General features: G+C 39.4%; 29 protein-coding genes. 17 read left to right on the forward strand and 12 right to left on the reverse strand.

The window, feature by feature from the left end; all coding sequences use genetic code 11:
- Positions 1–6 precede the first annotated feature (6 nt).
- From GARC_RS20690 to gnd, 3 genes are all read left to right on the forward strand, one after another.
- Positions 7–2,436 carry an ABC transporter permease gene (locus tag GARC_RS20690; protein WP_007624003.1) on the forward strand — a complete coding sequence of 810 codons (2,430 nt, stop codon included), beginning with the start codon at positions 7–9 and terminating at the stop codon, positions 2,434–2,436.
- Between the two features lie 39 nt (positions 2,437–2,475).
- Positions 2,476–4,917 (forward strand): ABC transporter permease, encoded by a 2,442-nt coding sequence (locus GARC_RS20695; RefSeq protein ID WP_007624004.1) that lies wholly within the window; start codon positions 2,476–2,478, stop codon positions 4,915–4,917.
- Between the two features lie 285 nt (positions 4,918–5,202).
- A complete protein-coding gene (gene gnd, locus GARC_RS20700) occupies positions 5,203–6,657 on the forward strand; it encodes a decarboxylating NADP(+)-dependent phosphogluconate dehydrogenase (RefSeq protein ID WP_007624005.1) in 1,455 nt (484 codons plus the stop codon).
- A gap of 92 nt (positions 6,658–6,749) precedes the next feature.
- Here the strand turns inward: gnd and GARC_RS20705 are convergent, their stop codons facing one another.
- The gene (locus GARC_RS20705; RefSeq protein WP_007624006.1) at positions 6,750–7,406 is read right to left on the reverse strand and encodes an OmpW family outer membrane protein; all 657 of its coding nucleotides are present in this window, start codon (positions 7,404–7,406) and stop codon (positions 6,750–6,752) included.
- A 208-nt stretch (positions 7,407–7,614) separates the two neighbouring features.
- Here GARC_RS20705 and GARC_RS20710 point away from each other — a divergent pair, with 208 nt between their 5' ends.
- Positions 7,615–8,121, forward strand: a complete 507-nt coding sequence (locus GARC_RS20710) for a hypothetical protein (RefSeq protein WP_007624007.1) — start codon at positions 7,615–7,617, stop codon at positions 8,119–8,121.
- Between the two features lie 343 nt (positions 8,122–8,464).
- Here the strand turns inward: GARC_RS20710 and GARC_RS20715 are convergent, their stop codons facing one another.
- Positions 8,465–8,833: a YacL family protein gene (locus tag GARC_RS20715; protein WP_007624009.1), complete on the reverse strand. Its 369-nt coding sequence runs from the start codon at positions 8,831–8,833 to the stop codon at positions 8,465–8,467.
- A gap of 56 nt (positions 8,834–8,889) precedes the next feature.
- Positions 8,890–9,408: a M48 metallopeptidase family protein gene (locus GARC_RS20720; protein ID WP_007624012.1), complete on the reverse strand. Its 519-nt coding sequence runs from the start codon at positions 9,406–9,408 to the stop codon at positions 8,890–8,892.
- Between the two features lie 129 nt (positions 9,409–9,537).
- Between GARC_RS20720 and GARC_RS20725 the strand changes: the two genes are divergently transcribed.
- The 5 genes from GARC_RS20725 (at position 9,538) to GARC_RS20745 (ending at position 13,269) form a co-directional block, all read left to right on the forward strand.
- Entirely contained in the window at positions 9,538–9,870 is a 333-nt protein-coding gene (locus GARC_RS20725) for a metalloregulator ArsR/SmtB family transcription factor (protein WP_007624014.1), read from the forward strand.
- 28 nt (positions 9,871–9,898) lie between these two features.
- Complete coding sequence (locus GARC_RS20730) at positions 9,899–10,369, forward strand: arsenate reductase ArsC (protein WP_007624017.1); 471 nt, start codon at positions 9,899–9,901, stop codon at positions 10,367–10,369.
- Positions 10,369–11,088, forward strand: coding sequence for an arsenical resistance protein ArsH (gene arsH, locus GARC_RS20735; protein ID WP_007624020.1), 720 nt, complete (start codon positions 10,369–10,371; stop codon positions 11,086–11,088). Before GARC_RS20730 ends, arsH begins: the two co-directional genes overlap by 1 nt.
- Before the next feature lie 23 nt (positions 11,089–11,111).
- Entirely contained in the window at positions 11,112–12,140 is a 1,029-nt protein-coding gene (gene arsB, locus GARC_RS20740; RefSeq protein ID WP_007624021.1) for an ACR3 family arsenite efflux transporter, read from the forward strand.
- Between the two features lie 130 nt (positions 12,141–12,270).
- Positions 12,271–13,269, forward strand: coding sequence for a phospholipase A (locus GARC_RS20745; protein ID WP_007624022.1), 999 nt, complete (start codon positions 12,271–12,273; stop codon positions 13,267–13,269).
- Here GARC_RS20745 and GARC_RS20750 read toward each other — a convergent pair whose 3' ends face one another.
- The 9 genes from GARC_RS20750 to GARC_RS20790 all read right to left on the reverse strand — a co-directional run bounded on the left by GARC_RS20750 (position 13,270) and on the right by GARC_RS20790 (position 21,628).
- Entirely contained in the window at positions 13,270–14,193 is a 924-nt protein-coding gene (locus GARC_RS20750; protein WP_007624023.1) for a GGDEF domain-containing protein, read from the reverse strand.
- Positions 14,186–14,992 (reverse strand): alpha/beta fold hydrolase, encoded by an 807-nt coding sequence (locus GARC_RS20755; RefSeq protein WP_007624024.1) that lies wholly within the window; start codon positions 14,990–14,992, stop codon positions 14,186–14,188. Before GARC_RS20755 ends, GARC_RS20750 begins: the two co-directional genes overlap by 8 nt.
- Positions 14,993–15,046: 54 nt before the next feature.
- Positions 15,047–15,463, reverse strand: coding sequence for a group I truncated hemoglobin (locus GARC_RS20760; protein ID WP_007624025.1), 417 nt, complete (start codon positions 15,461–15,463; stop codon positions 15,047–15,049).
- A 4-nt stretch (positions 15,464–15,467) separates the two neighbouring features.
- Entirely contained in the window at positions 15,468–16,262 is a 795-nt protein-coding gene (locus GARC_RS20765; RefSeq protein ID WP_007624026.1) for a DUF3034 family protein, read from the reverse strand.
- A 65-nt stretch (positions 16,263–16,327) separates the two neighbouring features.
- The gene (locus GARC_RS20770) at positions 16,328–18,649 is read right to left on the reverse strand and encodes a sensor domain-containing phosphodiesterase (RefSeq protein ID WP_007624028.1); all 2,322 of its coding nucleotides are present in this window, start codon (positions 18,647–18,649) and stop codon (positions 16,328–16,330) included.
- Positions 18,650–19,339 (reverse strand): cupredoxin domain-containing protein, encoded by a 690-nt coding sequence (locus GARC_RS20775; RefSeq protein WP_007624029.1) that lies wholly within the window; start codon positions 19,337–19,339, stop codon positions 18,650–18,652.
- Between the two features lie 136 nt (positions 19,340–19,475).
- Complete coding sequence (locus tag GARC_RS20780) at positions 19,476–20,033, reverse strand: hypothetical protein (protein ID WP_039990180.1); 558 nt, start codon at positions 20,031–20,033, stop codon at positions 19,476–19,478.
- On the reverse strand, positions 20,015–20,995 hold the full coding sequence (locus GARC_RS20785; protein WP_007624031.1) for a zinc transporter ZntB: 981 nt from the start codon (positions 20,993–20,995) through the stop codon (positions 20,015–20,017). Before GARC_RS20785 ends, GARC_RS20780 begins: the two co-directional genes overlap by 19 nt.
- Positions 20,996–21,007: 12 nt before the next feature.
- A complete protein-coding gene (locus GARC_RS20790; protein ID WP_007624032.1) occupies positions 21,008–21,628 on the reverse strand; it encodes an MlaC/ttg2D family ABC transporter substrate-binding protein in 621 nt (206 codons plus the stop codon).
- Between the two features lie 208 nt (positions 21,629–21,836).
- Here GARC_RS20790 and GARC_RS27465 point away from each other — a divergent pair, with 208 nt between their 5' ends.
- The 8 genes from GARC_RS27465 to GARC_RS20820 all read left to right on the forward strand — a co-directional run bounded on the left by GARC_RS27465 (position 21,837) and on the right by GARC_RS20820 (position 26,453).
- Positions 21,837–22,184 carry a hypothetical protein gene (locus GARC_RS27465; protein WP_226989258.1) on the forward strand — a complete coding sequence of 116 codons (348 nt, stop codon included), beginning with the start codon at positions 21,837–21,839 and terminating at the stop codon, positions 22,182–22,184.
- A 263-nt stretch (positions 22,185–22,447) separates the two neighbouring features.
- Positions 22,448–22,624 (forward strand): DUF1328 domain-containing protein, encoded by a 177-nt coding sequence (locus tag GARC_RS26495; protein WP_007624036.1) that lies wholly within the window; start codon positions 22,448–22,450, stop codon positions 22,622–22,624.
- A 56-nt stretch (positions 22,625–22,680) separates the two neighbouring features.
- Positions 22,681–22,872: a hypothetical protein gene (locus GARC_RS20805; RefSeq protein WP_007624038.1), complete on the forward strand. Its 192-nt coding sequence runs from the start codon at positions 22,681–22,683 to the stop codon at positions 22,870–22,872.
- Between the two features lie 99 nt (positions 22,873–22,971).
- A complete protein-coding gene (locus GARC_RS27065) occupies positions 22,972–23,145 on the forward strand; it encodes a hypothetical protein (RefSeq protein ID WP_007624040.1) in 174 nt (57 codons plus the stop codon).
- A gap of 395 nt (positions 23,146–23,540) precedes the next feature.
- Positions 23,541–24,866: a DUF2254 domain-containing protein gene (locus tag GARC_RS20810; RefSeq protein ID WP_081587600.1), complete on the forward strand. Its 1,326-nt coding sequence runs from the start codon at positions 23,541–23,543 to the stop codon at positions 24,864–24,866.
- A gap of 397 nt (positions 24,867–25,263) precedes the next feature.
- On the forward strand, positions 25,264–25,500 hold the full coding sequence (locus GARC_RS27470) for a hypothetical protein (protein ID WP_226989260.1): 237 nt from the start codon (positions 25,264–25,266) through the stop codon (positions 25,498–25,500).
- Positions 25,497–25,925, forward strand: a complete 429-nt coding sequence (locus GARC_RS20815; RefSeq protein WP_007624047.1) for a hypothetical protein — start codon at positions 25,497–25,499, stop codon at positions 25,923–25,925. The genes GARC_RS27470 and GARC_RS20815 overlap by 4 nt, the downstream gene beginning before the upstream one ends.
- Before the next feature lie 102 nt (positions 25,926–26,027).
- Positions 26,028–26,453 carry a lysozyme inhibitor LprI family protein gene (locus tag GARC_RS20820; RefSeq protein ID WP_007624049.1) on the forward strand — a complete coding sequence of 142 codons (426 nt, stop codon included), beginning with the start codon at positions 26,028–26,030 and terminating at the stop codon, positions 26,451–26,453.
- Positions 26,454–26,571 lie beyond the last annotated feature (118 nt).

Here is a 26,571-nt window from a genome sequence, read left to right on the forward strand (position 1 = left end):
AACCATATGAATCATTACTTTTTTTTGCTTAAACAAGCGTGGGGAAGCTTGAGACAAAAGCCTGGTTTTTTGGTAACAGTTGTCGTCACAATGGGCACCACATTAGGGGTGTTGCTATGTGTTTTGACTTTAGCGTATCTATTGGTTTTACAGCCGTTGCCTTATCCTGAGCAGGACCGACTCTATAACGTTACTCATGCCATGGGTGATAAGTCTAAAGAGGCGCCCCCAAAAGCTTTTACCTATCCTGGGCTTATTCACCTTTATAAAAACCAGCAACTTTTTGAAAAAACAGCGCTTCTCCAATATGCCGAGGATATATTGACATCGTTACCCAATCAACCCACGTTAAATACTGGTTATGTTACTCCCCAGTGGTTTGAATTACTTGGAGCGACACTTAAAATGGGGCGACTATTTGAGCAGACTGAAGCTTTAGATACGTTTAATCCTGTGGCGATTATCAGTTATAAAACGTGGCGCCAAGAGTTTGCTTCTGCACCAGATATGTTAGATAAAAAAGTGTCGTTTAGCGGTGTGACTTATCGTGTGGTAGGGGTCTTAAGTAAAGAGTTTGTCGAGCCTCAAATTAATCAAGTGGGTAAGGACGTCGGTATATGGTTTCCTTGGGATTATAATTTCGATGTTCCCTTAAAAGAGAGCTGGGGATACATGAGTCCGGCATCGATCTTTGTAGGTAAATTGAAAGTTGGCGTCTCTGCAAGCAATGCACAGCAAAGACTTACACCTTTGGTAAACGATACTTGGGCTGAACATGTCGCTTCTATCCCGTTTTTTAGTGGTTGGTCTATTAAAATTGAATTAGAGCCTTTCCAAACTGTTGTTATGGGAGAGAGCAAAAATACTGCTTTTTTGTTGTTAGCTGGGGTATTGGGTTTGGTGTTAATCGCCTTTGCCAATATTGCTAATTTGTTTATATCGCGTACTGCCGAGCAACGAAGGCCGTTGGCTATACGTGCTGCATTGGGAGCTACAAAATCTCAATTGTTTCGGGAGTTATTGGCCGAATCGGGATTGTTGATGTTGTTGTCAGTGTTGCTCGCTTTGGTTATTGCCTCTTTGGGATTCTCCTTATTGCAGTCTTACATGTCTTCTGTATTGCCAAGAGTGGATGAGTTAAGGATGAATACCATTACTTTGGTGGCCGCTGTTTTTTGTGCTGTTCTTTTCGCATTTTTGTTCGCTTTTTTAAGTCGCAGAGCAATCAATTATCAAACCCTCAACTCAATGCTGCAATCCAGTGGTAAAGGCACAGGTGTGCAGGTTTCTAAATTATTCAGGCAAAGCTTAATTGTCAGCCAAGTAGCCATCGCAACTGTGCTTGTTTTCGTGAATATCAGTTTATTTAAACAGGCGATTGGCACTATCACTGAACCCACTGATTTTAGTGTGGAAAATATGTCACAAATTAGTCTAGCTGTTTCTGCTTCACAGGTGCCTCCACCAGAAGAAGTGTCGGCTGTGATGACTGAATTGAAAAAGAAACTACTTGAATTACCCCAAGTAGAGAGTATTTCACAATCAGTCTCTGTATTAGACCGATTCGGCCTTAGAGCTTTAATCGCTGTAACTTCAGGCGAAAGTTTTACACTCGAAAGTAAACATGTCAGCAATAATTATTTCCAAATGATGGCGCAACCTTTACTTGAGGGAGACTATTTTAGTGACACAGATATCAAAGACGGCACCCAAGTCATCATTGTTAACGACGTGTTTGCTAAACAGCTTAGCCCTGATGGCAGTGCTCTTGGTTTACAAGTTTCTCCACCTTCAAGCCGTGACCGATTAACCATCGTAGGTGTGGTGAAAGGCGTAAAAATGCCCGCCCAGACGGACATTCCAATGCGAGTTTATACGCCCTTAAACCTAGCACCTACACAAATGACGCTGAAGTTACAAGAAGGACAAAGTATTACCAGAGAGCAGGTGGTGTCTGCTATTAAGGGCGTCAGTAACTTGTACGCACTTTTTAGTTTGCAAACTCTCACTGAAGTTAAGCAAAGAAGGTTGTTTACTCAATATACCTCAGCAATCACTACTTCGGCATTGACTTTTATTACCTTATTTTTGGCAGGTGTTGGCCTGTACGGAATATTAAGTTACAGCACCCAAATGCGGCGATTTGAAATCGGTACCAGACTAGCAATTGGTGCCAAACGTAGTGATGTCATCAAACTAATTGTTAAAGATAATGCCGCGATGATCTTACTTGGCATGCTGACCAGCGTGTTGGTTTTGCTAGCCTTGTACTTAGGATTTAACGATAACTTAAACGCTTATCTAAGTAACAATCTTGTTTTTGTGTTTGTTTTGACCCTTGTCCCTATTGCTCTACTCTCACTATTCGCCTGCTACTGGCCATTACGAAAATATATCAATCAACCTGTTGTGCATTCTTTGCGTGGTAGTGATTAGTCACACTCTCCCATGCTAGGTCTTAAGGAAGAAAATATCATGAATCATTACTTGTATCTGATTAAACAAGCTTGGGCGAGCCTGAAACAAAAGCCGAGTTTTGTAGTTGTAGTTGTCTCTACTATGGGCACAACTTTAGGTGCATTACTATGTGCAGTAACACTTAACTACTTGTTATTGGTTGAGCCTCTCACTTACCCTGAGCAAGAGCGGATCGTTGTAGTAGATCATCGAATTGTGGATGCTGAACAAACAACAAAAAAAGTTGCTTTTAGTTACGCTGGTTTAGTGCATTTATATAAGAGCAAAGAAGCCTTTGAACAATCGGCTATGATGTACTTCGCGCAAGATGTCATTACATCTAATGAACAGCAACCTTTGGTTAATGTCACTTTTACGACACCAGAAATACATCAATTTCTTGCGTCGTCAATGGCAATTGGACGAGTCTTCGATGAGTCCGAGGGGCTGGATAGCGACAACCCAGTGGCGATATTAAATTACAATACCTGGCAAAGAGAATTTGCTGGCCGCAAGGATATTCTGGCGCATAAAATTACAATAGGTGGTGTTAGTTATCGTATTGTAGGCGTTTTGGCTAAGAAGTTTGTCGAGCCAGAACTATATACTATTGGTAGGAAAACGCATGTTTGGTTGCCTTGGGACTTTAACCATGCAGCCAGTAAAAATAAGGAAAGTTTTACTAATATTACTGAGAATTATCGATATGTTGGGCTTTTGAAAAAAGGCTTTGATAAGGAACAAGCTGAGATGTTGTTAACGCCTTTAGTGAGCGATCGTTGGCAACAGGGCGTTTCACATATGGATTTTTTCAAGAATTGGTCAGTGAAAGTTGAAGTGAGACAACTAAAGGATGTAGTTCTAGGGAACAGCAGCTCAATATCAATCATGATATTAATTGGTGTAATTGGATTAGCGCTAATAGCCTGCTTAAATATTTCTAATTTGTTTATGGCTCGCATAGCGGAAAAACAACGCCAATTGGCTATTCAAGCTACTCTCGGAGCGACTAAGCGACATTTATTCAAAGCAATATTCGTCGAAATTAACATATTAATGTTTATGTCAATATTTCTTGCCCTCGCTGTTTCTCAAGTCGGTTTTAATGTTATGCAGCAGCATTTGAATACAGTATTGCCCCGCATTGAAGAACTATCATTAAACATGGTTACGTTTGGGGTGGCGATAATTTTGTGTGTGATGTTAGCTCTGATTTTTTCCAAACTGTCTACAAGCTTGGTTAACTATAGCGCTTTGAAAAGGCCGCTGCAGAGTAGTGGTAAAGGGAGTGGTATACAAGTATCCAAAAAATACCGCCAAGCGTTAGTTGCAAGTCAAATCGCACTTGCAACAGTTCTGGTTTTCGCCAACGTTACCTTATTTAAGGATTCTCTAAAAACAATTAATTCGCCAGTCGGTTTTAATACAGAAAACTTGGCAACCTTGATTCTGAACTTTAATGCACCACATTACCCTACTCAAGAAGAAGCGATACCTATAATGGCAGATATATTAGAAAGGCTAGGGTCATTGCAACAGGTAGAGTCGGTAGCTCAAGGAAGCACGCCGCTGGATGGATTTAGTTTCAAAGCACTGACTGTTAATAATGAGCAGTTTACGCCATACCGTAAGATGATAGATGAGAATTATTTCACCTTGTTAGAACAGCGATTATTGCAAGGAGATAACCTCACTATAGTTGATCGCAGAGATAACAGTCGCTCAATGTTAGTTAACCAAGCATTTGCTAATCAACTTGAAGCAGACGGAGATGTCGTTGGAATGCGCTTAGCGTCTATAAATGAACCTGACTTTCAAATAATTGGAATTGTAGAAGATATCAATATTCCAGGAGAAACAGCAATTGGAAGTGGCGATGCTAGAGTTCCACGAATGTACGCACCAAACTCATTGAGTGAGCAGACCTTTATTCTGAAACTGAAGCCAGGGCAAGATTTAAGCCGTGAAGAACTGGCTAAAGCTATTGGAGAAGTGGACAAAAGGTATTCTGTTTTTGATTACATTATAGCGTCAGAATCTCTTACCAAAAGGCTATTTGTAGAAATCACCACTGCAGTCACAACCACAGTTTTAGCATTTCTTGTTTTGTTTCTAGCAGGTATCGGAATATACGGAATTTTGAGTTACAGCACCCAAATGCGCAGATTTGAGTTGGGCACCCGTATGGCGCTGGGCGCTAAACGCAAACATCTTATCGGCCTTATTCTAAAAGACAATGCATGGGTAATTGTTATAGGCATGGCGACCAGCATGGTCGTCATGCTGTTACTATATGTTGCTTATCAAGAGCAACTTAGTACTTATATTGGTATGGAATTGCTGGGAGTGTTTGCACTTACCCTTTGCGCTATTTCTTTGTTGTCACTATTTGCCTGTTACTGGCCATTACGAAAATACATCAATCAACCTGTTGCGCATTCATTGCGTGGTAGTGATTAAGCGTTTTTTGAGTGTGTAAATTGTGATTTATTTGATTAGTTTGCCTTTGTAAAATGGGGTGAACAATATTTCATATTCCAATGCGTTATTTATTTATGCATTTATGAAGTGTTAAGTTTCATTTAAGTGGTTAGTATATAAGGGCATATGGAAAAGTTGTACGTCCTAATACCCTAATTTGCTTGGTTCGATTGGCCCTACACCTTTGGACTATACTCAGGCGTTTGACGTATAACGTTGAATGGCTAAGCAAGCATTATTAATTAAAACAAACATTGGAATTTTATGAAAACACTATCTGATATTGGCTTAATCGGCCTTGCTGTAATGGGTGAAAACCTCATTCTGAATATGGCAAGTAAAGGTTATACCGTTACTGCTTATAATCGCTCTACCGATAAGGTTGAAAACTTTATTAATGGCCGAGCAAAAGGCGAAAGTATTCGCGGTGCTTATTCAGTAGAAGAGTTAGTTCAATCCCTCGCCATTCCTCGTAAAATTATGATTATGGTCAAATCAGGCGCCCCTGTGGATGCCACTATCGACCAGCTTCTACCTTTGTTAGACAAAGGCGACATTATTATTGATGGTGGTAATACCCATTTTCCTGACACTATTCGCCGTGAAAAATACTGTGCTGAAAAAGGTATTCACTTTGTTGGTGCCGGTGTATCTGGTGGTGAAGAAGGCGCGCTTAAAGGGCCTTCAATTATGCCTGGTGGTTCGGCTGAAGCATGGGCAGCTGTGAAACCTATCTTTCAAGACATCTCTGCCAAGGTAGATGATGGATCACCTTGTTGTGATTATGTTGGTGAAAACGGTGCTGGTCACTTTGTTAAAATGGTACATAACGGTATTGAATATGGTGATATGCAATTATTGTGTGAAGCCTACCAAATTATGAAAGACACACTTGGTATGTCTGCCGATGAAATGCATGAAGTTTTCAAAGAATGGAACACTACAGAATTAGATAGTTATTTAGTGGAAATCACTCGCGATATCTTAGCCTTTAAAGATGAAGACGGTGGTCCTCTCGTAGAAAAAATTCTTGATACTGCAGGCCAAAAAGGCACAGGTAAATGGACAGGAATTGTTGCCCTAGACTTAGGTGTGCCATTAACTCTGATTGCTGAATCGGTATTTGCTCGTTGTATCTCTGCACTTAAAGATGAACGTGTTGAGGCGTCTAAAGTGATGACTGGTCCAGCTAAAACATTCGATGGTGACAAAGCCGCTTTTATTGAAGATTTACGCCAAGCTGTGCTGGCTGCTAAAATTGTTTCTTACGCACAGGGTTACACCTTAATGCGTGAAGCAGCCAAAGAATATAACTGGAACTTAAACTACGGCGGCATCGCATTGATGTGGCGTGGTGGTTGTATTATTCGTTCTGCTTTCTTAGGCAAAATCAAAGAGGCCTATGATAAAAATCCTGAGTTAAACAATCTATTATTAGATGACTACTTTAGAGACACAGTGGTAGGTGCTCAAGAAGGTTGGAGACGGGTAGCAGTCAATGCTATTACAACAGGTGTACCTGCTCCATGTTTAACCGCTGCGCTTAATTATTTCGATGGCTACCGCACTGCGCGTTTACCGGCTAACTTGTTACAAGCGCAACGTGATTATTTTGGTGCTCACACATACGAACGTACAGATAAGCCAAGAGGTGAGTTCTTCCATACAAATTGGACAGGACGTGGTGGTAATACGTCTTCGTCAACTTATAACGCTTAAGTTGTTCTATGAAATATAAAAGGCCGTAACTTGCGCGCAAGTTACGGCCTTTTTGTGTTCATTACATTATACGGATTGGTATTAGTTTAAAATCAGAAACGATAGCCAGCAGTAATAGAATACACCAAAGGATCAATGTCTACATCTACGCTTCCAGCTGCACCGTTTAGGTCAAAGCTTGCTTCGGTATCTATATCTATCCAGCGCACAGATGCATTGACCAGCCACTTTTCATCAAGTATATAATCAATTCCCACTTGAGCGGCCAAACCAAAGGAGTTGTCCAAATCGAGATTGCTGAATCCTGCGCTGGTATTGGCGCTGGTGAACTTTTCATCAAAAAATATGGTGTAGTTAATTCCAGCGCCCACATAAGGCTGGAATTTGGCGCTGGGATCTGCAAAATAGTAGTTAGCACTCACAGTTGGTGGTAAGTGTTTGGTGTTACCCAAAGCACCTACTGTATCTAAACCAATATCGTGACTAAAGGGAGTCGCAGCCAATACTTCGACGGCTAGTTGTGGGCTAAAGAAATAAACAAAATTGAAACCAAGTTGAGTATTACTATCAACATTCACTCCTATACCTAAATCTGACCCACCCACATTAACATTGCTGCTTGAATCTTCAGGCGCCACATTAGCCATTCCAACACGTACTACCCAATCACCTTGCTCGTAAGCGTAAGCCGGAGTAATTGCACCTAATAAAGCACTTGTTATCGCTACTGATAAAATTAATTTTTTCATATGTTTCTCGTTTGCTATTAATGAATAAACCAATTTTAAATTACGCGCCGAGCTCAAGACTGATCTAAAACAAGGTTTGTCTTTGTTGTACGGATGTTTGTGAGAAAAGAAGCTGAGTTTAGGTTAGCTGCGTGATTTTCAAACAAAAAATTGATACTTTTTGAATGCCATGGGAATATAAGTGTTAAGCAACTTATAAGGATCATGTATGTTGGCCAATATTCAAGGAGGGTATTTAACCCCGCCTAGCTTCAGTCAGATTAAACGTTTTGTTGAATGGAATGGCGAAAACTTCGAATGGGTACTAGTTGTGGTGTTGTGTGCGGGACTTATGCTTTCGTCTTGGCATAACGACAGAGTAACTAAAATGGTGGTTGAGCAGCCACAGCGTAATGATTTTTTCTTCGTGGACTATTTTGCAATTGATGATGATTCTGATGCAAAGTATCGTTATGTGCCAATGAGAGTGCTAGAAGTTAAAGATGGCTCAATAGTATTTAAAGTGGGTAATGTTGGCCAGCGTACTAAGTTATCACCAACCAAACATGTCAAGGCAGACAGAGCCATGCATAAAAACTTTTACCGCACAGGTACTCTGGAATTAAGCCCGACTCGCATAACTGAGTTGTTCGAGTCTGATGCTATTTATGCCGCTGTTAGGCCTAGAAATATCTTTATCAACGGTTGGGTTGTGATGAAGCTAAGTGAGCTTTAATAGTAATTATTATTAACAAAAAGCTTAAAAACAAAAAGCGCCGATTCATATTGCTATGATTCGGCGCTTCTGCTTTTTGAGTCAATCTGTCTTCTGCCTGTATAACTATTAGTTGTTATTTTTGGCAATCAAAGGGTTGTCTGAACACCTTGATTAGTCCCTACCTCTCGAAGACAGATCCCTCGTGAATTCATATTTTGCAGGTATTAGGCCAATATTTTTTATGTAATAAAAACAAGGTGTTATATGATTTATGGCAGCTTGAATGGCAGATGGCTGCACAGTCTTTGTGAAGCATAGCCATAAAATCACCAAAATAGTGCGCTAGACCTAATGGTCAGTTCTAACTAACAAATTTCTGCCAAGCTTTAAGTAACTTATAAAAATCAGCTAAACCACAACCTGATTGAATATGTAAATCAGCTAATTCTTGGCTTTCATCATCTTCTGACGGTGCCATGTTTTGGATGTGATTGTTATTTAGCAAAAGTTCAACTTCGTCTTTATCAAGCAGCAAATGGTATTCCTTACCATTATGTTGATAATTAATAAGTTGATTATTTTGCAACTGGTGGACAGTGTCGAGTAATAGAGTTATTTGTGTAAAGTCTTGGGCGATATCATTACTTAGCCAATCACCAAAAGCTTCACACTCAAGCTCACATGTGGCGATGGGATGCCCCAAAATATCATGAGAAAATTGATAGTCCATTAGATGTCACAGATTATAGAAATGTGGCCAGCTATTATACGCTAAATCAGTTGCAGTTAGTGAGTGCTTTTAAATACCCATCCTGAACGTTCTAGTTCGGTCAAATATACCCTCACATCAAATTCAATTTGATGATAGTCAGGCAGCATATGTTGGCATAGTTGATAAAATGCCTTGCCATGTTGTTTTTCTTTTAAGTGGGCTAGTTCATGCACCACTATCATGTTTAAAAACGCATCAGGGGTGTTTTTGAACAAAGTGCTGACCCGCAGTTCATTTTTACTTTTTAACTTACCGCCTTGTACCCTAGACACATAGCTGTGTAAACCTAAAGCATGGTTAACTATATGAATTTTGCTGTCGAATATGACTTTGCTCAGTGGCGATGTTTTTTTCAAATAGTTATTTTTTAATGACATAGTGTAGTCACGTAAGTCGCTGTCATTAGCTACTTTGTGGGTTGTCGGGTAACGGCCACGCAACCAGTCACCGAGTTGATTAGCATCAATCAATTGACTAATTTTGTTCTGCAGATGAACTGGGTAGTGGGCTAGATAGGGTAGCTCTTGGGACATTTATTAAACCTTAATCGTAAGGTCATTATTCTACGTTTATATAAAGGATTATTCCCCTTTATTTACATTGACATATGAAATAACATATATATGATATTTCATATGTATTGAAGTTGAGCCCATCTTTTAATGAATCCAGTCGCTTTTTATAAATGTTTATCTGAAGACACACGTTTGAAGTGTTTGTTATTGATCACCCTCAAAGGTGAGTTGTGTGTCTGTGATTTAATTAGTGCACTGCAGTTAAGTCAGCCCAAAGTGTCGCGGCATTTAGCTGAATTAAGAAAGTGTGGAATTTTGGCGGATAACAGAAGGGGAAAGTGGGTGTTTTATGAACTTAATCACGGCTTGCCTAAATGGGCGCTTGAGGTGCTAGCGCTTACCTCAAAAGACAACCAAGTTTATTTGAACGACTGTTTACATAACCTAGATGCCGCCAAGCAACTTGATAACTGCTGTTAAGCCTATTGCACCAAAGGAAAATTATTGAATGAAAGTATTATACATTTGTACCCATAACCGCTGCCGTAGCATTTTGTCTGAAGCCATTACCAATCAATTTTCGAATGGTAAAATAGTAGCAAAAAGTGCCGGTAGTCAACCTGCAGGAGAAGTACATCCATTGTCTATCAAATATTTACAAGAGGCGGGTATTTCGATTGATGGTTTGTGTAGTCAGTCTTGGGATGAATTTGAAGCATTCGAACCTGATTTAGTGGTAACAGTTTGCGACTCGGCCGCCGGAGAAAGCTGTCCTTTATGGTTTGGTAAAAGCTTAAAAGTGCATTGGGGATTAGCTGACCCATCTAAACTACAAGGATCCGAAGCTCAAATCGCCGATGCATTTCGAGCAACTATTGAACAAATCAAACAAAGAGTACAACAGTTGCTTAATCTTAACGTTGATGTAAATGACAAGGTCGCTTTTAAAGCTGCACTTGCTGATTTGGGAGCCGCTTAATGTCTGATACTAAAGCAATTATGCCTAATCTAGATATCACTCAATTTCGCTCTCCTCAAGCAGAAAGTTTTACCAAAAAAAACGCAGAACATAAACCCAAAATACTCTTACTGTATGGGTCGTTGCGAGCGCGTTCATTTAGCCGCTTGGTGGTTGAAGAGTCAGCACGTTTGTTAAATGTTATGGGAGCCGAAACACGGATCTTTGATCCAACAGGTTTACCTTTACCAGATGGTGACGATGCCACCCATAAAAAAGTGGTGGAACTGCGTGAACTGATGATGTGGTCTGAAGGCCAAGTATGGTGCTCCCCTGAGCGACATGGTGCAATGACCGGCATTATGAAGAGTCAGATTGATTGGGTGCCACTTAGTATAGGTGCGGTGCGCCCCACTCAAGGAAAAACACTGGCTGTGATGCAAGTTTCTGGCGGTTCGCAATCATTTAACGCTGTGAATCAAATGCGTATTTTAGGTCGTTGGATGCGGATGTTGACTATCCCTAACCAGTCTTCTGTCGCCAAAGCATTTATGGAATTTGACGATAACGACCGTATGAAACCTTCGCCCTATTACAATCGTATTGTAGATGTATTGGAAGAGTTGATGAAATTCACTTTGTTAACCAGAGACAACAGTGACTATTTGGTTGATCGTTATTCAGAGCGAGTGGAATCTGCTGAACAAGTTACTCAGCGCGTTAATCAGCGTTCAATATAAATTCAATATAGAGGAACAAAAGTATGGGATTGTTTGAGCGTTATTTATCCGTTTGGGTTGGCATCAGTATTATAGTGGGGGTGACTTTGGGCAGTATTATCCCAGACTCTTTTGCGTTAGTGGCAAGTCTAGAATATGCCCACGTGAATATAGTGGTGGCGGTACTGATCTGGTTAATGGTGTACCCCATGATGATCCAAATCGATTTTTCATCCATCAAAGATGTGGGTAAAAAACCTAAGGGTTTAGCTTTGACTCTGGTCATTAATTGGTTAATCAAACCTTTTACTATGGCCGCTTTAGGATGGCTGTTTTTTAAAGGTTTTTTTGCTGATTGGGTCGATCCACAATCTGCCAATGAATATATAGCTGGCATGATTTTACTGGGCGTCGCACCTTGTACTGCTATGGTATTTGTATGGAGCCAAATGACCAAAGGTGATGCTAATTACACTTTGGTACAAGTATCGATTAACGACATCATTATGATCTTTGCCTTTGCGCCTTTGACTGCACTTTTGCTGGGAGTCAGTGATATTCAAGTGCCCTGGAATACCTTACTCATTTCAGTGTTGCTCTATGTGTTATTGCCTTTGGTTGCCGGAGCATTGACGCGTTCTTTGTTGGATAAAAAGGCAGATGGATCAGCAGAACATCATAACCTTGATAATTTTGTCGCCAAACTCAAGCCGTGGTCGATAGTGGGTTTGCTGGGCACTGTAGTGTTATTGTTTGGTTTTCAAGCGCAAACTATTTTGGCTGAACCCCAGACAATAGTGTTGATTGCCATACCGCTAATTATCCAAACCTACGGCATTTTTGCCATTGCCTATTTTTTGGCAAAGCGCCTTAAACTACCCTACAATATTGCAGCGCCCGCTAGTATGATTGGCACCTCTAACTTTTTTGAGTTGGCGGTTGCTGTGGCTATTTCACTGTTTGGTTTACATTCAGGTGCGGCTTTAGCCACTGTGGTAGGTGTGTTGGTTGAAGTGCCTGTGATGTTGTCTTTGGTGTATTTTGCGAATAAAACTCAGCATTGGTTTGATTAGAAGCAGCCTTGAGCTAATAGCTGCGAGCGAAACGCAGTAAGGAAAACAAACTACGAATAATGTTTGCATTCGAGTCTTGTGCTGTCAAAATTATTCAATTGCAGTAAAAATATCAGGAAAGTGCTGGGTTATGAAAGTTGTAGTTATTTTATTGGCCGCGGTGCTTAGTGTAAGTAGTGTAAAAAGAGCAATTGCTGCTGAGTCTCAATTAGATGAGCTTGACGATGTCGATAAGTGTTTATTAAATAGGCTTAAACAAGCAACACCTGAGCAAACTGTGGCTGAATTACGGGAAAGCTGTTTAGACAATGTGCCCACTTTATTCAAACAACGCGTTAAGTTAGAAAAACAAGCATCTAATAACCGTTTTGCGATTATTCCCCATAAACCCAACTTTGTGTTACCCGCTAGCGTGACCAGTATTAATCAGGAGCCCTATATGGATACTTCGGTCGCTTCTGAGTTAGATGATGTAGAAATTAAATTTCAAGTTTCGTTAAAATATTTGTTTATGCAAGATCTGATATTTAGAGATCTTGACCTACAATTTGCATTTACTACTACGAGTTGGTGGCAAGCCTACAATAGTGATATTTCGGCACCTTTTCGGGAGACAAATTACGAACCAGAAGTGATATTTAATTATCACCATTCTTGGAATTTATTTGGTTTGCCTGTTGAACAAACTTCATTGTCGTTCAACCATCAATCAAATGGGCAAACTGGGCAACTATCGCGGAGTTGGAACAGGATCATTTTAGGGGTTGCCTTTGCAGCCACTGACAATGTGTTATGGGGTTTTAGGACTTGGTATAGATTACCTGAAAGCGAAAAAATCTCAGCACTAGATCCCTCGGGAGACGACAACCCCGATATGGAAAAATATATGGGCTATGGCGAGTTAGGCGGGTTGTGGAGTATTTCAGATAAAAATTCTTTAGAGTTTATGTTTAGAAACAACTTACGTAGCCAAAATAAAGGCGCTATTCAACTGGGTTGGTCGTTCCCAATTAACGATAGGATCCAAGGATATATAGAGTATTTTAACGGCTATGGTGAAAGTTTAATTTATTATAATCAACACACGCAAAGGTTAGGCATTGGATTTAAACTGACCAATTGGTTGTAGTTATCCTGTATATATAGAGGTTTGGTCGAACTCGGTTCTATTTCGGCCATTGCTTTTGGCTTTATATAAAGCTGTATCAGCTTGTTTAGTTAAATCCTCTAGGCTGTGACTGCCATCACTCATAGTGATGCCTATGCTGACAGTTACTGGTGTGCAGTTAACATGTATTTCAGACACTAATTTATGTAGTCGCTCAGCAAACAAGCGAGCATCAGATGCATCAGTATCAGGAAGTAGCATGATAAACTCTTCACCACCAAAACGAGCGATCAAGTCAGTTTGACGACCAAATGTTTTCAATCGCAGACCTAACTCCTTTAAAACGCGATCGCCTTCCAAATGTCCATAAGAATCGTTAACTTCTTTAAAGTGGTCAATATCAATCATTAATAAAGCAACAGTATGGACATAGCGTTTTGCTTGATTAAGCAGTTCCGGTGCCCGCAAATTTATTTCTCGACGATTCATCAGCCCAGTCAGCTCATCGGTTACTGACATGGATTGTAGTATTTTTGCTTGGGCTTCTAGTTTATTACGTGTTTCTATGAGTTCTTCATAAAGTTTGTCGCGCTTGGTCGCGTTGAACAAACTCCAATAAATATGCCCTTGGTCATCCATTTTTGCGTTGACTATTATCGAAATTCGGTTGTTTTTACCATCTAACAAAGCTAACTGTATCTCGTCACATTTTTTTTCATGTAATAACAAAGGCATTAAATAACTTTCGATAAATATTTTAGATGAAAAGGTAAATAAATCGTCTGAGCTTTTACCTATGAGTTTTTCAACTTGCCAATTTAGCTCATTTGAAAAATATGCATTGGCATAAATAATATTTCGATGTTTATTTGTTATCAATGCGCCACACTGAAACGCATCTAGTCCAGGAGCTTCGAGCTTGGTATTAGTTATCTTGTTAGTCAATGTAAGCTCTTAAAGCTTGGTTGATAATGTCTGGGTGAGTCATATGCAAACAATGCCCTTCGGCTTTGATAAGTTGTAATTCTGCTTCTGGCAACTGCTTAAGCATATAATCTCCAACCTCAGTTGAGGCTAGCGCATCTTGGCTACTTTGAAAAATTAACACTGGATGTTTAGCCTCTTTTAACAAATGACGGTAATCGGAAAAGAATGTCGCTTTGGCAAAGGTTTTGGCTATTAATGGGTCGGTTGAACAAAAGCTGCCCGATAACTCACCCACTAGTTTCTCAGAATTGTTTGCACCCATCACAAGGGGGGCAAGGTAGTTAGCCCAGCCAATGTAATTTTTATCCATTAAATCAATGAGTTCTTCTAGATCCGACTTTTCAAAGCCACCCATGTAGTCAGGTTTAACATTTAAGAAACAAGGAGAAGGGCAAATCATAATCAATTGGCTGAAAGCATTGGGTTTTTGGATAGAAGCGATTAGACCAATGGTACTGCTAACTGAATGACCCACAAAAATAACATCCTGCAAATCTAGCGCTTCACAAATATCTAGCACATCTTGTGCGTAACCCTCTAGTGAGCTGTAACGTACTTGGTCATAATGGGCTATTTCTGAATGTCCTGAGCCTACATAATCAAATAACACCACTTTATATTGCGCGGTTAGGGCGGGTAACATAAAGCGCCACATATTTTGATCACAACCAAAACCATGTGCTAAGAGTAGGGTTTTTTCACCCGAGCCTAAGATAGTTACATTGTTTCTTTTGATTATTTCGTTAGCAAATGGCATGCGGTTTACTCATTTATTGCACTTATTGAACACCCTACCACTAAGTTACACTTATTAGTGGTAAATTATCTGGTCTCGGGTGTGTATCATCACAGCCAATATCTTGTTTTGAATCGGATGGGGGATATCTGCTTTGGTCATAGCATTGATAAATAAGTCTACACCATGATTAAACGTAGACTCGGTAATATTCATGCCGCCATGCACTTGTTCCATGCTATCGCCTGTGTATTGGCAAGGTCCACCAGTGAGTAAACACAGATGTTCAATGAGTTTTTCTCTGAAACGATCGATATCAGAGTCTTTGAAAAATTCAAACATCTCAGAGTCAAACTCAATTTCAGTAATAAAATTATCTACAATTTCTTCCACTTTGGGTTGCCCACCTAATTGCTGATAAGTGCTGGAATTTTGACTAGCACAGGCATTTAATAAGAAACAGCTCATAAGTATTAAAATCATATTTTTCATGATGTTACCAAAGTTGTCCGTTAAGGGAGAGGTATATGCCTGATTGGTCTTTTGCACCTGCAATGCTACCCAACTCAGCCCAAGCTAGTGTAAAACTTAGATTTTTACTTGGGATATAAGTGACAAAGACATCAACCCAATCTTCTTCGCCTAAGCCCAAATTATCTGGTTTTTGGCGGTATTCAACACCTATCGCTAGATGCCGACTGAATAACACCCCCGCTGATGCTTCTGCCATAATTTGGTAACTATCATTATTTACCCCACCAAAACCAAGTAACCCGAGTTGATTGGCTTTAGTGGCTCTAGCCGTTAGACTCCAGACCGCGTTAAAACCTGCAATGGCACCCAAATGCACTTTGGTGGCGGCCAAATAAATATCGGTTCCACTATTGTTATTTGCAGCTCCAACTGCCCTTGCAATACTGCCATCATCTAACTCTTTATGCTGAATCCCAACACTTAGTTGTGGCCATACTGAATACACTACATCACCGTATATTCGATATTTAATACCATATACATTTTGTTTAATGTCACCGCCAAGGGTTTTTAAATCGAAACGGTGCTGAGCAACACTGAGTTCAACTCGGTCGTAAAAAGAAGCACTGACTCCCAATACATTTAAACGATAGTCATCAATGTCAACTTGAGTCGTAAAAGCATTAACTGATATTTGCTCCCTACTATCATAACCAGCTAATGTGGCCCAAGGCACAATACCGCCACCACCGCTGCCTTCAATCTGATTGAGACCTGCAGTGCCAATTAATTTGCCATCGCTAGCTTGGGTAAGCATTGATATGAAGCTAAGAGAAAAAAATAAAGCTTTATACCAACAAGAGTGCATATTATTTACTTTTTCTATAACCATTTTGTGTTTAGATTCTCGTTGTACCATGTGATGAAATTATCTGCAGGGGTTGGTTTGCAAATGTAATACCCTTGCGCCAATTCACAGCCCCATTCAGCCAACAATGTTAAGGCTTCAATGGTCTCTACGCCTTCAGCCACCACATTCATATCAAAGCTATGAGCTAGGCTGATGACGGTTTTAACAATTTTTTGATCGCCGTCTTGTTGGTGTAACTTAAGTACAAAACTTTTATCTACCTTTAAAGTATTCACCGGTAGATTTTGCAGATAGGCCATAGATGAATAACCTGTGCCAAAGTCATCTATAGCAATTTCAAACCCCTGATCTCTAAACGCTTGCAGATGGGAAATGGCTTTATCATGGTCTTTAACTAAGTCACCTTCGGTTATTTCAAATGATAAACATTCAGTGCTTAAGTTTTTTGCTTTGAGTAATCCCAACACACGAGGTAGTAGCGCAGGATCCATAATATCTTTGGCCGAAAGGTTAATCGCAACTGATACATCTACCTTGGCATCTCTGAATTTAGCTGCATCATCGATTGCTCTATTGATGACCCAACTAGTTATATTTTCAATAAAACCCGCTTGTTCAGCAATCCCAATAAAGACCTCAGGTGAAACAAACCCCAAACGAGCATTGGTCCACCTTATTAAAGCTTCGACATGGGTGACTTTGCCTTTTTGCAAATCCAACTTCGGCTGATAGTTAAGACTCAATTCACCAATGGCATGTTCAAGAGTGTTTTTGAGCTCGGTAATAATAGCAAGGCGTCTTGAGTAGCGTTCTTCAAGTTCAGGACTAAATGGCAACACAAACTTTCGAGTGATTTGTGCTTCATCCAACACTATATTCAAGCGCTTAAACACTTCTTCTGCGTTGTTTGCATCTTTAGGGCAATAAATTAAGCCCATAGCGACTTTGATATTTATAATAACCTTCCCGGTATCGAAGGGCTCTTCTAAGACAGTTTTTAAGGATTGAATAAATTCTTCTGAGGGTTCATCCGTTGGCAGCCATAGTAATTCACCGCCAGTCAGCCTAGCCGCTACTCCATCGAATTGAGAGAGGCGCAGTGCCAACTCCTTTAAACAGCGATCGCCATTGTGATAACCAAAAATATCGTTAATGCCGCGAAAACCAAAAATGTTAATGCCGATGGCTAGAAATTGGGCATTATCTAAAAACCTTTGCTCAAGCAAAGATTTGACATGTTGTCGGTTAAACAGAGTCGTTAATGCATCATGTCTTACTCGATAGATGATTTCTTCTTCACGGGCCTGAATGTTATTCTGCATGGTGCCGAAAGCTTCAGATAATAGACTGACTTCCTTGGTTTTTGTGGGCACATTGGCATCTGTACTGTAATCTCCAATGGCGATCCTTTTCGCTATATCTGCCAAAACTACTAGTGGTTTGGATATTCTTCGCGAAAATAAAGCCGCTAACAATGCAGCCAGTAAAATAACAATGACACCTAATGCGGTAATATTAAATTGTAGCGATGTAAAGTCAGCAAATAATTGTTCCGCATCCTCAGATAAGGTTATAACGGTTTGGTGCTCTAAAGCATCACTCAAGGTGAATTGTTGAGATACGTAAGGGGTGTCTTTTGTTACGGTTATAGATAACCAAGAAGGTCGTTCGTTTATCTGAGCTAATGCTTGAGCGGCAAGGGGAGCAGGCAAAGTACTGATTTTAAATATTTCGTTTTGCTGACTATATACTTGTAAGGTTGTTTCTAGCTGGGTAATTTCTTTTAATAGCGCAAGTATAGGATCACCTAATTTGAAACCTACCAGAGCGATTGCAATAGGTGTTGGTGCGTCAATCGTCAACATAATAACCTGATAAAGCTGGTTGTTAAGCATCATCAGCGATGAGTACCCACCTTCTTTAATAATTGTGTCTATTACTTCAGGGTAAGGAAAGTTTTGATCTACTTTAAGCACAGCTGGAACGCTGGTGATGGAATTACCTTTTAATGACACTAGCGCCATCAAGTCAGCCTCAATACGTTGCCCATGATTAAATAGGGCACTGTCAATTGTGCCTTTATCACCAGAAGCAACCGCTTGCTTAAAGCCAAAATCTGCAGTTAGCACAGAGGCTGATACGTATAGTAGCTCTTCACGGTTATGTAATACCCGTTGCAATACGTTTTCTGCTATTGAGAAGTCTCGGTTTAATCTTTCTCGAGTTTGTTCGTCAGTTGCTATCCACACGTTGATAAATGTTGTGATGGCAGTTAACAAAACTAGGCCAACCACTAGCCTAAAGATGCTTTGATTAAGGGGAGTTTGAGTCAACTATTTATTTCCTCGAGCAAATTTTTTCGATTTAAAGGTACGTTGAGTCGCAGGGACTATCTCTTCGAGTAAGGTCAATTCGATAACAAATGGGCTCTGTGTAAATTCACTGGGTAACAGGATGTCTTTTCTGTCTGATTTGTTAGCAGACAATTTGGGATGCCACAGCTTCACGGCTATACCGGCTGTGGGCACTTCGGCTATGCCTTGTGCGTTGGTAATTGATGTGTAGTTGTTTTCAGCGACGTAGATATAGCCAACCATTTGATCGTGAATATTACATCCAAGCACCACAATACCTGATTGTTCAAAGGTCAATTGTTTCGACTCACCCCCATTGAACATTTTTATTTCGAATGGTTTTGGTTTAGAAAAGCTATAAATATGATGACGTGTGTTGTCACTATTGGGAAATGCGACACTTTGATTTTTTTGGATAATCAATACTTGTGGCAAAAACTGCAAATTGACCTGATCCATTATTGCTACGTCTGTAATATTAAGAGTACTGGGTGCATCTCCATTAAAACTCACCACAACATTTTCGACTGGGTTACCAAACTGATCGACTACACGTATTGACTCAGCCGAGACATTAAAACACCACAATAATAAAAAAATCAGAAAGCTACAGATATCTATTCGCTGAGTAATAAAGTTGCAATTGCTGCCAAATATTGGTGTTTTCATGGTGCTCAATACTTCTTGTTTTGCGCTTTATATAAGACCGTTTAATCCCATATAAATGTTTTTCTTTGGAGTAACTTAGCAGAATTTTTTTGCTTATTCTTAAACAATGCTTTTGTAGCTAAAATTTAAAACAACGTTAATTCCAAATAAAACGCAGTTGCTCTTTCGAAATCTCTATTTCATCAGCCGGACGTCTAAAGGAAAGGCTATTTATTTCTGCTAGGTTAAATAAAACTAACTCGTCAAAATCATTTATCAGGCTTTGTTTAATGGACTTTGCAATGTGTTGGGAGTCGGTGTAGGAATCTTTCTCCACTTTAAATCTGTCCAGTTTTAAGTTATCAAAAATATATGATTCAGAAAAATCGTGATATTTCATGTCACCAATAAATACCAGTGTCGCAACAAAATGTTGTTGATCATCCTGGGCCGATACCGTCATTTGTAACTTAATTGATTGATCTAATGTGTCAATGAGTATCTTGGCATCGGAAAAAGTGGCTTTGCTGCCTTGAAAAGACTTATCAATGGGGAACTGCAGTGCTAAATTTCTATTGATCGTTTTAGCTTTTACCAGTTGCACTGATCTTTCTACTTGAGAATACGCTGAACAGTTCCACAGAATACAAAGTCCAAGAACTAAAATTAGTTGTTTAATCACGCGCTTTACTCCTATTAAAACCACTTTTTCCACAACATACCTATCAGCGACATTATGGCTAATATAACCATAGCTGAAGATAAGTAGAAAAATGCTTTAGGCTCTACAGTTCCGGGTAAACCCGCTACATTCATACCAAATATTCCAGTTAAAAAAGATAAGGGTAAAAATATGGCGGTGACTAAAGATAACACATACATACGCATACCTTGTTGCTCAGCAATACGATTGCGCAACTCATCTTGTAATACCATGGCGCGTTCTTTAGCTAAGTCTAGATCTTCGACGTAGCGAGTCATACGGTCAGTTTGATCCCGCAACTCAAAAGCTTGTTGTTGGTTTAGGGATTTATTGAAACGATACATTGCGTCCAGTGCATCACGTTGCGGCGCTAAATAACGACGCATTGCGGCGGCTTGTCTGCGTATCATAGAGAGTTTAATTCTGTCTTGTTTTGCTGATTTATCTAAAGCTTCGAATTCAGTTAGATCTTCATCTAGGACATCAACAGTTTCGCTGATCCTATCGGCAATTTTGGTGATGATTTTTAAGGTTAAATCCATTGGAGATGAAGCGATATAGCCTTTTTCTAAATCTTCTCTGACGTCTTGCACAGATAATAATTTACGATCTTTACGCCTTGCAGAAATCAAAGTGTGTTCGCCGATCCATAATCGTAATGACACCATATCTTCCGGATCGGCATCAGGATTACGATTAATGCCACGTAAATACACCAACATACCATCACCAAACTGCATTGCTTTCGGGCGGGTTTCAGCGGTACACAGCGCGTCTATAATTTCGGTTTGTAACCCCAAGCCTTGTAAACATTCTTTTGAGTCTGGTGCATCCGATTGAATATGAAGCCAATTAAAGCCAGAAGCAACCGTACCATCATCAAGCGGCTTAATTGTCGGTGATATAGCCGTTACTTTTGTGTCGATATTAAGCGCCCACAACATAGCTTTAGATGTTTGGTCTGTTTGGTTCATTTAGTCTTCTGGCTACTTTGCAGTTTTAGGGTGTTTAGCACTTTTTTCTCGCATAAAATCGATAACCGAATCAATGCCTTTCTGACGGATCATTGGTGCGAATTCGGCCCGCTTTGATTGCACTAGGCTTATGCCTTCAGCTACTAAGTCAAAGGCTTTCCACTGGCCTTCCTTATTACGACGCACTTGAAAAGTGATGCTGATATCTGGTTTACCTGCATCTTTTATTAGGGCTTTAACAGATACGGTTTTCTTGTTTTCGGTAGGACGAGAGGGTTCGAACTCTACAGTTTGATTAGTGTAACTACTTAAAGAATTAGAGTAAGTGGTTAACAAATACAATCTAAATTGCTCAAAATATAGCTCTAACTTTTCACGTGGAATATCTTTTGCCTGAGTGCCCAAAACACTAAGTGCCGCATAAACGTGATCTACGTGAGGCATTAACTGTTGTTCTACAATATTTCTCAATGCTTCAGGATCATTTTTTATTAAGGTTTGATCTTGTTTCATTTTAGCAAAAGTGACAGACGCTACATCTTTAACAAACACATAGGGGTCGTCTGATTGGTTTGCTGAAGCAGCAAAACTAATTGTCATAATTAGAATGGCTAGCTTAATCGATTTGAACATTGAGTAAATCTCCAAGGGTATTCCCTAGTATTTATATTACCCGACATTGTACTATTGGTTTGCCCTGACTGGAATCTAAAAGGGAAACAAATGCCCCTTCAATGAGTGAGAATTGTAATTGCCTCTAATCAACCTAAGTAAAAACAATAATTTTGGCAGTTTTGTATATTGGGTTTTGGCCTTAGTATGTTTTTTATCAGGTCTGTATTTGAGCCAAATTTCATGGTTACAGGCAGAATGGTTTTCTCGTTCCGGATGTCTTGTAGTGGTACTGGGTATATGGTCAAGTATTGGTGTGGTTTTTCATGAAAAGATTATCTCTCGTCGCGCAAACTGGATACGTAATAAAGAACTCAGACAACTGAAGGCTAGATTATTAGATGATTCAGAAATTGCGCTGGGTATTGATCAGGTTAATGCTGATCACGACCAGCGCCTTAGTTTAGCCATACAGGACCTGCGCTTGTCTATAGGTGTGCTTGAAATGTCATTGTTAATTAGCGGCACTTTAGTTTGGGGATTTGGTGATTTGATAGTGCAGGCGATACCTTTGTAACGAACAAATCTAAAATTCTCATTTACCGATCTTTTTTTATTTCCTTAGAACTCCTTCTATAATAGCTCTGACAAATAATGAAACATATTCTTACTTAGTGTGTAAATTTTTCACATTATGATTTTAACGTCGTCGGTAAAAAATTACTTATTTTAAAAAAGACCAATAAAAACAATTAGTTAACTTTGTTTTTATGTTTGGCACAGATGTCGCATAGTTAAATGCGTAACATTATTCATTTTAACAAACGAGAGGAAACCACTATGTTGGGCTGGGCATTAACTTTTTTTATCATCGCAATCATAGCGGCAGTATTTGGTTTTGGTGGTATAGCAGGCGCCGCAACCGGCATTGCTAAAATCATATTTTTTATCTTTATAGTGTTGTTGGTGTTATCACTTATCTCAAACGCACTAAGAGGAAAATCGCCGAAAATTTAGCGGTCACAAACCTTAACAAATGTTTTCATTTTAATTTTAAATAAACGGAGAGAACCATGAAAAACTTAAAATATTTTACAACGACTTTACTTGCCTTAACTGCTGTATTTGCTTTATCTGCTTGTGATGATGGAGCAGAAAATGCAGGTGAAAAACTTGACGAAATGGCAACAGACGCAGGCAATGCAGTTGAAGATGCATGTGAAGATTTAAAAGAAGCGGCTAAAGCGGAAAACAAAGACTGTTAATCGCTAAAGCAATTAAGAAAAAGGGCTTCGTGCCCTTTTTTTATGGCTGTAGTTCAATCGAGATCGAGCTATAGAAGTTTATAACACGAGGATAAGCAGATGTTATTAAAAGTATTAATGATAATTGTAATTGTAACAGTAGGGTTTTTGATCAGCGCTACAAGTCTTGGTGATGGTGGGTTTTTAACCACATTTTTAATGGCGTTTGGACTTTTCAGTGTGATCGGTTTAATTGCGCTGGTTATCTTGGTCAATAAAAATAAACAAAAGTAGCTTCGATTGTAAGAAATTATTTGCTCTGTCTGTTGTATCAATTGTTGATGCGCGGCCTGAAATATTCAGGAAAAATATGACAATTATATTCTTTTTATAATCACTATGGTATTCGCGCCATTTCCCACTTTTTTTAGCGCAAGGAAGGTTAAAACTTTTGTTTTAACACAAGGAAAGTTAAAACTTTTCACGGATTTTGATTAAGATTTTTAAATCTCGCTAAGAAGTCATTTCTCTAATGGGATGGGTATAAATTCGAATATCTGCTAATTCAAGTCTACAGTAAATGATAGACGGCGAAAATCGTCAAACAGTTGAACTTATCCTAATTGTTCAACGGTGAAGGAAGGCATAGTCGGCTTTTTATTGTTATCACGTTATTAAAACAAGGAGATATGATGCAATTTAATATCATCAAGTATGCACCCATAATAGAAAAAGCTCGCACTAGTTTTTGGTTTGTCCCTAGCTTTATGGTGTTCGCTTCTATGGTTCTGGCTGGTTGTGCGGTCTACATCGATGCTTTGATTATTGATAATTTTGAACTCAAAATTCCATTTATTTATGGAATAGATATTGATGCTATTCGAACTTTGTTGGCGACTATTGCAGGGGCTATGATTACGGTCACCAGTATTGCGTTTTCTATCACTATTGTTGCTTTAACCTTAGCTTCCTCCCAATTTGGTCCACGTTTATTGCGTAACTTTATGATGGATACGGGGACGCAAGTTGTGCTGGGTTCTTTTATCTCGAATTTTTTATATTGTATTCTGGTATTTTGTGCCATTAGCTTTCAAGAACCCTATACTTTTAAACCTGGATTGACTGTGATTATTGCTGTGATGATGACTTGTTTAAGCGTCGGAGTTTTGATCTACTTTATTCATCATGTAGCTAAGTCAATTCAAGCAGATGTGGTTATCGACGATGTTTACCAAGAGTTACAAAGTGGTATTGAAAACCTCTTTCCCTCAGTTGAAAAGCAGCAAGACCCTGCAAAAATTAATGATCCAATTGATTTTACGCAGCGGATCAATCATGTAAACGTATCTGCAAAGTGTAGTGGCTATATTGAGACTATTGATCACCAAGCTCTGTTAACGCTTGCTGCTGCAAACGAGGTGCTGATTGAGTGTCGCTTTAGCCCTGGAGATTTTGTTGTTCAAGACTCTGTTATAGCGGTTGTTCATTCAGATAATTTAGTGAATGAAAAAGTAGTCAAACAAACATCAGCTCTATTTGTATTAGGGGCATACAGAACACCTGTGCAAGATCCTGAGTTTGCTATTCATCAGTTGGTCGAAATTGCTTTACGTGCGCTTTCACCTGGTATTAACGACCCTTATTCTGCAATAACATGCATAGATAAACTCAATTCAGTATTGTGCGGACTCACTAACAGGGTATTTCCGGCTAAGGAGCATTATGACCAAGCTGGCATGTTGCGGTTAGTGTGTAAGGTTTTAACCTTTACAGATATCGCCAGCGCTGCTTTTGAACAAATCAGGCAACAAGCCAATAATAATGTTGCCGTCACAATAAGACTACTCGAGTCATTACATAACTTAATGATGTTTGCCCAAAATGACGAGCAACAACACTTCATTATTAGCCAAACTAAAAAGATTGAAGAGCAACAAAATAAGCAACCGCTAGCCAAAGACGATACACAAGTCATTAACAGCAAAGTTGCCTTGATTTATTCAGCATTTAAATAGAGACAATCTAAATTATATAATTGGTATAACGGTGCAGTTAGGCTTTGATAAATCTAATAAAGTGGAACGACTTATGCTGTTTCTTTTGCTATTTAAGTTAAAACTGTCGTTTTTGTTCAATCAATTTTGATAGTGGGCTAATAGAATACAAGCCATACTTTGATTAGACGACAAAATTAGTGTTCGCTAATGATAATTTTGAAATACCGCGAAGTAAAACTGTTGAATTGACCGACCCCTCAACCGAGAGGGTTATCCATTATTAATAAAAACACCTCGTTCAAAAGAATCAAATAGAGATAAAAATTATCCTGTAATTTATTTAACGGATGCATGGTATAGTTTTTAAATCACCTCTTGGGCAACTCGACTTCTTATAAATATCACTAAGTCCAATTTGCCGATTAAAGTATGTTTATGTGTTGCTAGCGTAAAACGACCGGAGTTTGGTGATAAAGAAGATATGGTCGCAGGAGCTAAACAGTTAGCAGAGAAAATTGTTGCTCAGTCGGCTAAGGATACAGTTCTCAAGTTCAGAGTCACTAATGGGGCAAGGCATACTACCGCTTTTTCAACTACTTTAAGTTTTAAGTTACGAGCTTTTCTACACCCTAGTTATAAGGAAAGAACATGATACGAGTATTGGTTTTTATTTTATTTTTTCCGTTCACTGCCGTCGCTGGTAACGAATCCTCCATCGATACCGATGTACGTGAGGTGTGGAGTGGCGGCTATTGGAGCTATGGTGATCAAGATGGTGTTTATCGATTTATCGTGCGCGGTGGCGGAATTGAGCATTATAAAACTAAGCTCTATGTGCAATGGCTGACAGTTGGTACTGATTATGACAAGCCGATATTATTGAAATCGGTTTCTATTAAGGAGCTCAATGACACGCCTGAATATTCATTTGGTTTGCCTGAGTGTATTGCTGAAAGCCGCTGTAGTTCGGTATCCCTAGAAGCAACAAACACATATGATCAGAGTAAATATATGATTCAAATTCATATGCCAAACATTGGTGTCTATCAATATGAATCAGCAGCAGCACCATTATAACAAGTGATTATCCATCCAAGTTGTTTACAGATAATACCGTTCCAAATTCGGGATCCATTGGACTCGTTAACGTTAGTCGTTTAGCAAACTTTAAGTGAATATATGAAATCCTACATTACTGTAAAAGCACTATTTTTTGCCATTTTTTTGTTACCCATTTTTGTTCAAGCGAGTGACGTCGACTGCGAGAACGCCATGACCACATACGCTATGAATATTTGTGCTGCCACAGAGATGGAAAACGCAAACATCGAGTTGGCAAAATATATAGCCGCGGTTAAAGAAAAGTATTCGTCGGAGTCGGGGGTAGTTGCAGCGCTTGATAAGTCACAACAAGCTTGGCTTGGTTATCGCGAGTCACATTGCGATGCAATATACGAAATCTGGTCTGGTGGCACAATTCGAGGAGTTATGTTCGGTGCTTGTATGTTGCAATTAACGAAGCAGCGCACCCATAACATATGGAGTGATTATCTCGCTTCTATGGATCCGGATCCAAATCCAGCGATGTTGCCAGAACCACAGTGAAATTACTTAAAAAAGCACCTTAACAAGTATAGCTTTGCGACCTCTTTAGTCGGCTTCTCAAAATGCGCCAACTACAGACATTTGGCGATGACACCCAGAAATTTGCACAGCTAGTCGC

Origin of the sequence: Paraglaciecola arctica BSs20135, assembly GCF_000314995.1 — a bacterium.
GTDB classification, from domain to species: domain Bacteria; phylum Pseudomonadota; class Gammaproteobacteria; order Enterobacterales; family Alteromonadaceae; genus Paraglaciecola; species Paraglaciecola arctica.